The organism is Streptomyces sp. NBC_00344 (genome assembly GCF_036088315.1).
Classification (GTDB): Bacteria; Actinomycetota; Actinomycetes; order Streptomycetales; family Streptomycetaceae; genus Streptomyces.
In genome coordinates this window covers 2,542,159-2,553,886 of record NZ_CP107996.1, presented here as the reverse complement: position 1 = coordinate 2,553,886, position 11,728 = coordinate 2,542,159, and the positions used below count along the sequence as shown (strand labels likewise).

10 protein-coding genes are annotated in these 11,728 nt (G+C 69.7%); 7 read left to right on the top strand and 3 right to left on the bottom strand.

What is annotated here, in order from left to right:
- Positions 1 to 20: 20 nt before the first annotated feature.
- Positions 21 to 686 (top strand): TetR/AcrR family transcriptional regulator C-terminal domain-containing protein, encoded by a 666-nt coding sequence (locus tag OHS16_RS11415; protein ID WP_328537079.1) that lies wholly within the window; start codon positions 21 to 23, stop codon positions 684 to 686.
- Here the strand turns inward: OHS16_RS11415 and OHS16_RS11410 are convergent.
- The 3 genes from OHS16_RS11410 to OHS16_RS11400 are packed head-to-tail and all read right to left on the bottom strand — an operon-like array spanning position 664 to position 4,138.
- Positions 664 to 1,833 (bottom strand): acyltransferase family protein, encoded by a 1,170-nt coding sequence (locus OHS16_RS11410; RefSeq protein WP_328537078.1) that lies wholly within the window; start codon positions 1,831 to 1,833, stop codon positions 664 to 666. The genes OHS16_RS11415 and OHS16_RS11410 overlap by 23 nt on opposite strands.
- The gene (locus OHS16_RS11405; RefSeq protein WP_328537077.1) at positions 1,830 to 3,158 is read right to left on the bottom strand and encodes an alpha-2,8-polysialyltransferase family protein; all 1,329 of its coding nucleotides are present in this window, start codon (positions 3,156 to 3,158) and stop codon (positions 1,830 to 1,832) included. Before OHS16_RS11405 ends, OHS16_RS11410 begins: the two co-directional genes overlap by 4 nt.
- Positions 3,155 to 4,138, bottom strand: coding sequence for a glycosyltransferase family 2 protein (locus OHS16_RS11400; protein WP_328537076.1), 984 nt, complete (start codon positions 4,136 to 4,138; stop codon positions 3,155 to 3,157). The genes OHS16_RS11405 and OHS16_RS11400 overlap by 4 nt, the downstream gene beginning before the upstream one ends.
- Before the next feature lie 148 nt (positions 4,139 to 4,286).
- Between OHS16_RS11400 and OHS16_RS11395 the strand changes: the two genes are divergently transcribed.
- From OHS16_RS11395 to OHS16_RS11370, 6 genes are all read left to right on the top strand, one after another.
- Positions 4,287 to 5,633 carry a DUF6716 putative glycosyltransferase gene (locus OHS16_RS11395; RefSeq protein ID WP_443042596.1) on the top strand — a complete coding sequence of 449 codons (1,347 nt, stop codon included), beginning with the start codon at positions 4,287 to 4,289 and terminating at the stop codon, positions 5,631 to 5,633.
- Positions 5,633 to 6,799 (top strand): acylneuraminate cytidylyltransferase, encoded by a 1,167-nt coding sequence (locus tag OHS16_RS11390; RefSeq protein WP_328537074.1) that lies wholly within the window; start codon positions 5,633 to 5,635, stop codon positions 6,797 to 6,799. The genes OHS16_RS11395 and OHS16_RS11390 overlap by 1 nt, the downstream gene beginning before the upstream one ends.
- A gap of 12 nt (positions 6,800 to 6,811) precedes the next feature.
- The gene (locus tag OHS16_RS11385; RefSeq protein ID WP_328537073.1) at positions 6,812 to 7,735 is read left to right on the top strand and encodes an N-acetylneuraminate synthase family protein; all 924 of its coding nucleotides are present in this window, start codon (positions 6,812 to 6,814) and stop codon (positions 7,733 to 7,735) included.
- Between the two features lie 29 nt (positions 7,736 to 7,764).
- Positions 7,765 to 8,820 (top strand): hypothetical protein, encoded by a 1,056-nt coding sequence (locus tag OHS16_RS11380; protein WP_328537072.1) that lies wholly within the window; start codon positions 7,765 to 7,767, stop codon positions 8,818 to 8,820.
- Positions 8,821 to 9,187: 367 nt separating this feature from the next.
- Positions 9,188 to 10,447, top strand: coding sequence for an amidohydrolase (locus OHS16_RS11375; RefSeq protein WP_443042758.1), 1,260 nt, complete (start codon positions 9,188 to 9,190; stop codon positions 10,445 to 10,447).
- A gap of 140 nt (positions 10,448 to 10,587) precedes the next feature.
- The gene (locus tag OHS16_RS11370) at positions 10,588 to 11,643 is read left to right on the top strand and encodes a BMP family lipoprotein (protein WP_328537071.1); all 1,056 of its coding nucleotides are present in this window, start codon (positions 10,588 to 10,590) and stop codon (positions 11,641 to 11,643) included.
- Positions 11,644 to 11,728: the final 85 nt, after the last annotated feature.

The following is an 11,728-nucleotide window of genomic DNA, read 5'->3' as shown; positions in this document are numbered from 1 at the left end:
AACGCTGTTAAGTTGTCAAGGTGGGAACAACGAAGATCGACCGGACACGCGTCGCCGCGACCGCGCTGCGGCTGCTGGACGAGGTGGGCCTCGACGGGCTGTCGCTGCGCGCCATCGCCAGGGAACTCGGCGTCAAGGCACCCGCGCTCTACTGGCACTTCAAGGACAAACAGGCGCTGCTCGACGAGATGGCGACGGAGATGTACCGGCGGATGGCCGCAGAGGACCTGCCGGCGACGGACGGCAGCTGGCAGCAGGGGCTGCTGGCCTACAACCGGGCCCTGCGCGCCATGCTGCTGCGCCATCGTGACGGAGCCCGCGTGTACAGCGGCGCCCGCTTCACCGGCACCGAGCACGCAAACTCACTGGAGAGACATCTGAGCGCGATGACCGCCTGCGGATTCGGTCTCGCGCAGGCGGTCGGGGCGGGCACCACGGCATACTCCTACACCGTGGGCTTCGTCATCGAGGAACAGGGTGTCCAGCCGATGCCGGAGGAACGCCGCGAGGGTTACGACATCGAGGAACGCGCCCGCAGGCTGGCCGACTATCCGCTGACAGCGGCGGCGGGCCGGGAGATCTTCACCGACTACGACCGGCGCTTCGAGGAGGGGCTGCGGCTCGTCGTCGCGGGGGTCGAGGCGGTGTACGGCCCGGGAAGCGTCACCGGGAACCCGGAAGGGTGACCCGGGCCAGGCTTCTGCGCAGCAGGGGCGCCAGAGGCTCCTCCACGCAGCGGTTGAGCAGCCGGGCCAGCCCCAGCATCAGGGCGACGGTGAGGATGAGCGTGCCGTACGCGGGGATCCCCAGCTTCCGGTGGAGTACGCCCACCACCACCCATCCCAGGTGTTCGTGCACCAGGTAGAAGGGATAGGTCAGCGCCCCGGCGGCGCTGAGCCAGCGCCAGTGCGCCCAGCGCAGATGCCCCAGGGCGACCAGGCCGACCAGGACGAATCCCAGGGTGACGATCGCGATGATCACTGACGGGTGCCGGTAGGAGAAGAACGCCGGATCGGGCTTGTGCCACAGGCCGTCGACCGCGTAGTGCTGCCCGATCGCCCAGCTGACCCCCACGACCCCCCAGGCGCTCACGTCCCGGCGATCGCGGTGCAGCAGATAGAGGCCTATACCGCCGATGAAGAACGGAGCGTACTGCGGCATCAGCACCATGGCCGGCAGCGGCTCGCCCACCGCGTCGGTGATCGCGGCGGCCAGGGTCCACACCCCGCAGAAGATCAGCACACGCTGCCGGGTCGCGCCGGGCAGGACCACGCAGAGTGCGAAGAGGACGTAGAAGCGCAGCTCGGCCCAGAGCGTCCAGCACACCCCCAGCACCCGCTCGGCCCCGACCGGCTGCTGAAGCATCGTGAGGTTGACCAGCGCATCACTGGGCGAGACCGTGCGGTACGCGACCCAGGGCAGCGCGAACGTCGCGGTGACCAGGATGATGGCCACCCAGTACGCGGGATAGAGCCGGGCGACGCGCGAGGCGAAGAAGGACCGCAGCGGGCGGCCCCAGCCGCTCATGCAGATCACGAAGCCGCTGATGACGAAGAAGATCTGCACCCCGAGGCAGCCATAGGCGAACCATGCGTGCAGGGTGGGGAACTGGTGCCGTGGCGAGCTGCCCCAGGCACGGGTGATGTCCCCGTCCCGGCCCCCGTAGTGGTAGGCCGCGACCATCAGGGCGGCGACCAGCCGCAGCCCGTCGAGCGCCCGCAGCCGCCCGCCGGACCGGGACACGGGCGCCGCTTCCGCCGCAGGGCCGGCGACAGCCGCCGCGGACGCCGGGCCTGCGGCGGCGGCCGGCGCGGACACCGGTACGGAGGTCATCCGATGGCAACTCTCTTGAGTGAGCGTGCCCGCCGGGCCACCCGCCGCACGGTCGCGTTGCGGGGGATGAACGCCAGCTGCGGCGGCACGGCGCCGGGCAGGCCCAGCACGGTCAGCCGGCGCCGCTTGAAGTACCGCCAGGTGCGGCTGTCGAGATGACGGGCGAGAAACGCCTCGGCGGCGGGACGGAGATCGGGCCGCAACTGGGGCTGCATGGCGAAGCCCACGGCCGACACGAGTCCGGACAGATCGGTGACGCGCGGGGCGTCCAGGTCCTCCAGCTGCGGCAGCAGCGCGTCGACGATGGTCACCGGCACGCGATTGCTGTTCTGGTAGGGGGAGAGCCGGTCGAGCAGCAGATCCGTGCCGGTGCGGGCGACCGGGATGGCGTAGAAGGCGCTCGCCGTCAGCAGCGCGGTGGAGAAGCACCCCACCACCAGGGCGGGGCGGACCCGTTCGTAGAGCGTCTCGGCGAGCAACGGCTGCTCCACCACACTCAGTTCGACGCCGAGTTTCGCCGCTTCCTTCTCCAGCAGCCTCGACCAGCGGGCCGGCGCCGTCGGATGCGGCTTGAACACGATCGTGCGGTGACCGCGCTCGACCGCGCCGCGGAGCATCCGCACGTGCAGGTCCTCCTCCTCCTGCGGAGTGAGGATCTCCAGGGCCGAAAGATACTGGCCGAGCAGCAGGGCCGGAGGCTCCGCGCAGTCGGGCAGCCCGGTCGCCGACGACGCCAGTTCACTGAGCACCTTGACGAAGGCGGCGGTGGGGACGATCTCCGGTTCCACCCCGAACTCGGCCAGCAGCAGCGGCTTCAGGCCAGGGACCAGATCCAGATGCAGCAGTGCGCGGACCCGGGTGCCGATCAGCGGATCGATCTTGTTGCGGGTGGGGCCGTACGACATCAGCCCGTCCGCGTACACCGTCACCGGGGCGTCCTGGAAGAGCTGGGCGAGTGCCTGCGCCGGGTTGACCTGGATGGACTCGACCGCCAGCTCGATCCGGTCGTCCCCCAGATCCCACAGCAGCCTCAACTGCCGCTCCCACAGCGGGATGTCGTCGGGCCTCGGGGCCCAGCCGCCCGGGTGGAGCGGGGCGATGGTCTCGTTCCAGGAGAGCACCCCGTCGAACCGTGCGCGCAGCTCACCGAATCCGGGCATCCGGTCGAGCGGGGGAGTGGTCTCCGGAATGCCCGCGTTATTGCTGACCAGCAGGAGCCTGCGGTCGGCAGGTCCGAAACAGCCGCTGTCGATCGCGGCGGCGAGGGTGGCCGCTCCGTAGAGGGTGGAGGCGTAGAAGATCTGCGTCGTACGGGCGGTCCTCACGCGGCGACCTCCGCCGTCGCGGAGACCGGACGGCGGCGCAACCTGCGCAGCCGCGCGGCGCGCGGCGCGTCCATCGAGTCGATGGCGTCGCTCAGCAGATCCTGCGGCATCCGTTTCAGCGCAGCCGCGCTCAGCGTGCGCAATTTACGTGCCACGGCCGGTTCGAACCTTTCGACGGATCCCAGATGATGCGAAATGATGGCGCAATAAGTCCGTACTGCTTTGGGGAGAAGGAGGGCGGCATCGTCGTCCTTCGACGTTTCTTCGATGACCTGGTCGAATGCGCGAATGAAATCCAGCTGGCGCACGTCGCCGATCTGGGTGAGCGATGAGGCGACTCCTCGCCGGTAGAAAACCCCGAGTTGGCTCAGCGCGGCGAACGACCCGGCCTCGCGGTGCAGCCGCCAGATCCAGGGCCGGTCCTCGGCGGTGCGCAGCCCGTGGGTGAAATGCAGCAGCCCCCGGTCCATGAGCCTGCGGTGATACATGCCAGCCCAGGCGTATGCGTAGTCGACCGGGGTGGAGCGGTCGGCGGGCAGAATCACGTCGCGCGGGTTCAGCACCTCCCCGCGCCTTCCGTACGGGACGCGGTGGACCGTACGGGAACTGCCCGTGCACTGCACGTGGTCGGTGCGGACGAAATCGCAGCCCAGCTCCTCGGTCGCGGCCAGCAGCCGCTCGTAGTAGCCGGGAGCCAGCCAGTCGTCGCCGTCGAGGAAGGCGATGTACTGACCGCGGGCCGCATCGAGGCCGGTGTTGCGCGCGGTCGCGAGACCTCCGTTCTGCTGATGTCTGAGCAGGACCGCCCCGGGAAGTTCGCGGGCCGCCCGCTCAAGGATCTCCGGAGTCCCGTCCGTCGAACAGTCGTCGACGAGCAGGAACTCGAAGTCCTCGCGGGCGTTGGCACGCAGGCTTCTTATGGTGTCGGGGGCGTATGTCTGCACGTTGAAAAACGGCACGATGACGGAGAGCTTAACCACCCGGGTGAGGCTAATTTCGTATCCGGCATTTCCTCTGACCTTCGGTGGTACGCCAGGTGAACGCCGTGCGGCGGAATAGTGAACCGGGCCGCGCGCAGGGCTTCATCCCCATCCGTCAGTGTTCTGTTAACCCTTTGTTGCAGCCGAGTTGGGCCGCCGAACGAAATGCCTTTCTACCTTCGTAGCTGTGCCAGTAAGTACCAGCAAGGCTCTTCGCGTAGCCGTGATCGCCGACTCCGACACCCGTTGGAAATGGGGCGCGCTCACCGCACGCCGCCTCTCCGAACGTGACGCCGGCCTCAGCGGCTTTCTGCTGCGGGGGCGGGCCACACCCACCCCCCGCCAGCTCGCCGAGGTCGGGGCCGGAGTGGACCCCGACACCATCCGGGAAGTCACCGGGGCGGAATTCGTCCGGGCGATGGAACAGGACCCCCCCGACGTGGTGGTCCTCGCGCTCGTCGGCGGCGCCGTCCAGGCGATGCTGCACGGGCTGGCGTCGCTCAGCAGGCGACCGGTCGTCGTCACCGGCTACGTCGGAGTGGTCTACGAGAAGCTCGCCGACGGACTGCTGCTGCGCCACGGCGCCGATGTCGTACTCGCCAACTCCCGCCACGACGCGGAACGCTTCCGCGCCGTCTACGAGGGGGTGGGCGCCGACGCGTCGGCGGTGACCGAGACCGCCCTGCCCTTTCTCGGCGGGGCGCCCTATGCCCCGGCGGACGGCCGCGACACGGTGGTCTTCGCCGCCCAGCCCTCCGTCCCCGAGTCGCGCGAAGGGCGCAGCTACCTGCTGCGCCGGCTGGTCGGGCACGCCCGGCTGCATCCGGCCCGCGAGGTGCTGCTGAAGCTCCGCTCCAAGCCGGGCGAGCACACCACGCACATCGAGGAACTGCCCTACCAGAAGATGGCCGAGCGGCTGCCCGGTGGGCTCCCGCCCAACTTCCGCCTGGTGTACGGGCACATGGGTGACGTGCTGGACCGAGCGGATCTGCTGGTCACCGTCTCCTCCACCGCGGCCCTGGAATCGCTGCACCGGAGCATCCCCACCGCGATCCTCACCGACCTCGGGATCAGGGAGGCGCTGGGCAATCACCACTTCATCGGTTCGGGCTGCCTCGCGTCCTGGGACCAGCTCGACGCCGGTGAACGACCCCGCGCCGACCCGCACTGGCTGGCCCGGCAGGGTGTGGCGGCTGGGGGTCCCCCCTCTGGGGGAGGCTCGTACGAGAGCGCCTTCGACGCCGTACGCGCCCGGGTCGGACACCTCCTGGACCGGCCGGGACTCCCGCCCATCGCTCCCTACTACACCCCCGTCACCGCGCCCGGATACCTCCCCGGCATCCTCGCCCGCCACCGCCTCGACGCCGCCCCGGCCACCGAAGTCACCGGTGTCCGGCGGGTGGTGCGCGACGCCGTGCGGGACGCGGCGCGCGGTGCGTACCGCCACGGAGTGCAGCGCGTGGTCCCCGTCATCCGCCGTATGGGAGAACTGTGATGCCCTCCAAGATCCTGGCCGTGATCCCCGCCCGCGGAGGATCCAAGGGCGTACCCGCCAAGAACCTGGCCGCCGTCGGTGGTGTGCCGCTGGTCGTCCGCGCGGTCCGCGCCTGCCTGGGCAGCCGCCTGGTCACGGACGTCGCCGTCTCGACCGACGACGAACGGATCGCGGCCGCGGCACGGGAGGCCGGCGCCGATGTGGTGCTGCGCCCGGCCGGGATCTCCGGCGACACCGCGACCAGCGAGGCCGCGGTGGAGCATGCGCTGCACGCGTATCCCGGCACCGACGTGGTGCTGCTCGTCCAGTGCACCAGCCCCTTCCTCACCAGCCAGGAGATCGACGGGGTGGCGGCCGCGGTCGCCGAGGGCGGCGCGGACACCGCGCACACGGTCGCCCCCTCGCACGGATTCCTCTGGCGGGAGAGCAGGGAGAGCGGCGAGGCCACCGGGGTCAACCACGACAAGTCGCACCGGCCCCGCCGGCAGGACCGCCCCCAGGACTATCTGGAGACCGGCGCGGCCTACGCGATGAACGCCGCGGGCTTCCGGGCCGTCCGGCACCGCTTCTTCGGGGACACCGCGCTGGTCGTCACGGACCCGGCCCGCGTCCTGGAGATCGACGACCCGCACGACCTGGCCCGGGCCCGCGCCCTGGCGCCGCTCCTCGACACCCGGTCGCTCCCGACCCGCGACGATGTCGACGCCGTGGTCCTCGACTTCGACGGAACCCAGACCGACGACCGGGTGCTGATCGACGCCGAAGGCCGCGAGTTCGTCGCCGTGCACCGCGGGGACGGCCTAGGGATCGCGGCCCTCCGTGACACCACGGACCTCAGACTTCTGATCCTCTCCACGGAACAGAACCCGGTCGTCGCCGCACGTGCGCGCAAGCTCCGCATTCCCGTGCTGCACGGCATCGACCGCAAGGACCTCGCACTCAAGCAGTGGTGCGAAGAACAGGGCGTCGCGCCCGAGCGCGTGCTCTACGTCGGCAACGACGTGAACGACCTGCCGTGCTTCGGCCTCGTCGGCTGGCCCGTCGCGGTCGCCCAGGCACACGACGTCGTACGCGGCGCCGCACGCGCGGTCACCACCACCCCCGGCGGCGACGGCGCGATCCGCGAGATCGCCGCCTGGCTCCTGGGCCCCACTCTCAACAAGTAAGGACACTCCCTCATGAGCACCACCCGCCTCCGCACCCTCGGCGCCAAGACCGCGGGCCCCGGCAACCCCGTCTACATCACCGGCGAGATCGGCATCAACCACAACGGTGAACTGGACAACGCCCTCGCCCTGATCGACGTGGCCGCCGAAGCCGGCTGCGACGCGGTCAAGTTCCAGAAGCGCACCCCGGAGATCTGCACCCCGCGCGACCAGTGGGACATCGAGCGCGACACCCCCTGGGGCCGGATGACGTACATCGACTACCGCCACCGTGTGGAGTTCGGTGAGGAGGAGTACCGGGCGATCTCGGACCACTGCGCGCTGCGCGGCATCGACTGGTTCGCCTCCCCGTGGGACACCGAGGCCGTCGCCTTCCTCGAGAAGTTCGACCTCCCGGCGCACAAGGTCGCATCCGCCTCGCTGACCGACGACGAGCTGCTGCGTTCGCTGCGTGCCACCGGCCGTACGGTCATCCTCTCCACCGGCATGTCGACGCCGCGCCAGATCCGCCACGCGGTCGAGGTGCTGGGGAGCGACAACATCCTGCTCTGCCACGCCACTTCGACGTACCCGGCGAAGGCCGAAGAGCTGAACCTCCGGGTCATCAACTCCCTGCAGGGCGAGTACCCGAACGTGCCGATCGGCTACAGCGGCCACGAGACCGGCCTCCAGACGACGCTGGCCGCCGTAGCGCTCGGCGCGTCCTTCGTCGAGCGCCACATCACCCTGGACCGCGCCATGTGGGGCTCCGACCAGGCGGCATCCGTCGAGCCGCAGGGCCTGCAGCGCCTGGTGCGCGACATCCGCACCATCGAGGCCTCCCTCGGTGACGGGGTCAAGAAGGTCTACGACTCCGAGCTGGCCCCGATGAAGAAGCTGCGCCGGGTCGCCGGTGTGGTCGCCGAGGGCGCGGACCGCGAGCCCGCGTCCGTCTGAGGCCCGTCCGTCCGAGGAGAGCCGCCACAGTGAAGAGCGCCCCCGCCACGCTCGCCTTCGTGGAGAGCCCCGTCCAGCTGCTGAACCTGCTGGAGTGGGCCCACACGACGACCATGGACCTGACCGTGGTCGTCCTCTCACCGCTCGACCCCATGTCCCGGGGGCAGCTGCGCCGGATGGCGGAGCTGGCACGGGGCGAGGGCATCACCGTGCGGTGGGAGGAGGCGCGTGGCGGCGTGGCGGCGCCCTTCCACACGATCGGTGGGCTCACACCCCTGCTGCGCCGGGCCCGCCGGATCGTCATCGGAGATCCCTTCTCCCGCTACGTACAACTCCTCCTCACCCTCACCGGCGCGCGCGACCTGACGGTGGTCGACGACGGCACGGCCACGATGGAGTTCATCGCCCAACTGGCCGCGAAGGAGCCGCTGGTCCGCTGGCACAGGCGTGGCCGCCGGGGCCCCCGTGACCTGCTGTTCGCCCCGATGTCCTCAGGCGCGCGGCGCCGCCTGACCCCGTCGGGCCGCCGCGCCGTGGAGATCTTCAGTTCCATGCCGGTCGACGGCGGACCCCCCGGTCTCACCGTCACGCGCAACGAGTTCGCCTGGACCCGGGCCCGCTTCGGCCCGCCCCGTATCACCCGGACATCCGACCTGGTGGGCACCTCACTCGTCGAGACGGGCGTGGTGGATCAGGACCGGTACATCACCGCGGTGGGCGCCCTGGCCCGCGCCCACAACGCGACCCGCTACTTCGCACACCGCCGGGAGTCCACCGAGAAACTGCACCGGCTGCATGCGGAGACCGGTGTGGAGATCGTCCGCCCGGACCTTCCGCTGGAACTGATCGCCCGCCGCGGCCCCATCGGCCGCACCGTGGTGAGCTTCCCGTCCACGGTGGTGCACACCCTCCCGCTGGCCCTGGCCGGTACGGACGTCCGGGTCGCGGTCTGCGACATCGACCCCCTCTGGCTCACGGAGACGGCGTCGCCCCGGGCGCAGGGATTCCTCGCGGGGGTGACGGGGACGGCCCGGGACGTGCAGCGGCTGACGCCGATGGGCCCTACGGCCGCGGGAGGTGTGTGAAGCCGGCACGCGGGAGCCGGAGCCCTGCGCAGGATCGCGGCCTCCTGATGTTCACCATGCCCGCACATGACCCGGGTCGCGGCCCTTGCCGCACCGTGTGAGCTGGTCGCGGAGGGAGAGAAGACCCCCATGGCCGCCTCGAATCCACGGGAGCGTCCGGCGGGGGACCGCCGCGGTCGCGACGGACAGTGGTCGGACGGGACCGGCACCTGCTGTACCAGACCGTCTCGGCAAATGGACGATTTTACCCAGCACAAGCACAGGTCATGCCGCCCAGTCCGCGATTCTTTCGCCTGAGCGGCTGAAGTTTTGTTGATCGATGGCCAGTTGAGCCGGGAAGGGGCCTAACCTTGAACAGGTGAGCCAGTTGATCTCCCGTAACTCCGATGTCCATCAGCCCACCGATGGCGGCGCGGCCGTCGACGCAGGCGAGGCAGTGCTGCCCGGCGTGCTCCCGGTCACACTGCGTGACGAGCTGATCGCCATCCGCCGGGACCTGCACCGGCACCCTGAGCTCGGGAATCAGGAGTTCCGCACCACCGCGGCCCTCAAGGCGCGGCTGGAGCAGGCCGGACTCGCACCGCAGGTGCTCAACACCGGCACCGGGCTGATGTGCGACATCGGAGCCCGTGACCTGGACGGGGCCCGGCCCATGCTGGCGCTGCGGGCCGACATCGACGCGCTGCCCATCCCGGACACCAAGGTGGGTTGCGACTACCGGTCCACCGTGCCGGACATGGCGCACGCCTGCGGCCACGACATCCACACGGTCGCGGTGCTCGGAGCCGGGCTCGTGCTGGCGGAGCTGGACCGGGCCGGAATGCTGCCGTACCCGGTGCGGCTGATCTTCCAGCCGGCGGAGGAAGTACTGCCCGGGGGAGCGCCGGACGCCATCGCGTCGGGGGTGCTCGAAGGGGTCGGACGGATCATCGGGGTGCACTGCGATCCCAAGGTCGACGCCGGGAGGATCGGGCTGCGGGCCGGGCCCATCACCTCCGCCTGCGACCGGCTGGAGGTCAGCCTGGACGGCCCCGGCGGCCACACCGCGCGGCCGCATCTGACCACCGACCTGGTCACCGCGGCGGCGAAGGTCGTCAGCGAGGTACCGGCCCTGCTGGCCAGGCGGGTCGACGCGCGCTCGGGACTCGCCGTGACCTGGGGGCGTATCGAGGCCGGGCACGCCTGCAACGTGATCCCGCAGCACGCCGAGCTCTCCGGGACCGTGCGGTGCCTGGATCTCGACGCCTGGCGGTCCGCACCGGATCTGGTCCACGCGGCCATCGACGAGGTGGCCGGAATGCACCGGGCCAAGTCGGTGATCAACTACGTGCGCGGGGTTCCGCCGGTCGTCAATGACGGGGCGGTGAGCGAACTGCTGCGCGAGGCGATGACCGCACGCCGCGGCTTGCATGCGATCGAGGACACCGAGCAGAGTCTCGGCGGCGAGGACTTCTCCTGGTACCTGGAGCAGGTGCCGGGAGCCATGGCCAGGCTCGGGGTGCGTACCCCCGGTGACAGCGCCAGGGGTGACTTGCACCGGGGTGATTTCGATGCCGACGAGGCCTCGATCGAGGTGGCCGTGGAGCTCTTCACAGCCGCCGCGTTGCTTGATGGACACCGTTTGTAACCGGACACGCGAAGCCCCGTTCGCGTCGATCCGATAACAGGTTCCGAACAGGCCTTTACCTGACATCTACGCGCGTTACGATCCTGGCGAAAACCAGCGCCGGAAGAGGCGCTCCAGGTTTGGTTTGAAGGGACCTCCTCTTGCGCCGGGTAACCAAGATCGCCGCGTCGGGCATAGCCACCGCGGCCCTCGCTCTCTCCGTTTCTGCCTGCGGCAGCACGTCGACCCAGAAGGAGTCGGACTCGTCGTCCGGTTCCTCGGGCAAGGGCGTCAAGGTCGGCGTCGCCTACGACGTCGGCGGCCGCGGCGACCACTCCTTCAACGACTCCGCCTCGCGCGGCATCGACAAGGCCAAGTCTGAGTTCGGCGGTGATGTCAAGGAGCTGACTGCCAAGACATCGGACACCGAGGCGGACCGCGAACAGCGGCTCACCGACCTGGCCGACGCGGGCTACAACCCGATTGTCGGCATCGGCTTCTCTTACCAGGCATCGATGCAGAAGGTTGCCGCGAAGTACCCGAAGATCACCTTCGGCCTCGTGGACTCGGTTGTCGACGCGAAGAACGTCGACAACATCGTCTTCACGGAGGAGCAGAGCTCCTACCTCGCGGGTGTTGCCGCCGCGCTGAAGACCAAGACGAAGCACGTCGGCTTCATCGGCGGTGTGGACATTCCGCTGATCAAGAAGTTCGAGGCGGGCTACATCCAGGGTGTCCAGGACACCAACAAGAGCATCAAGATCGACCGGCAGTACCTGAGCCACGGCTCGGACCTCTCCGGCTTCGCAAGCCCCGACAAGGGCAAGGAAGCCGCACAGGGCATGCTCGACAAGGGTGCGGACGTCGTCTACTCGGCGGCCGGCTCCTCCGGTAACGGCGCGATCGAGGCCGTGAACGGCAAGAAGGGCACCTGGGCGATCGGTGTCGACTCGGACCAGTACAACATCCCGTCGCTGTCCAAGTACAAGACCTCGATCCTGACCTCGGTGGTCAAGAACGTCGACATCGGCGTCTACGACCTGGTCAAGTCGGTCCACGGCGGCAAGCCGATGACCGGTACCAACGCCTACTCGCTGGCCAAGGGCGGCGTCTCGCTGTCCACCAGCGGTGGCTACATCGACGACATCAAGGCGCAGCTCGACGCGGCCAAGAAGAAGATCGCCGACGGCACCGTCAAGGTCAAGACCACTCCCTGACCTGTCACGTCACATGGGCCCGGTGAGAGGGTTGTGATCCCCTTGCCGGGCCCATAACAATGTGTCAACTCTACGCGTGTAGCGT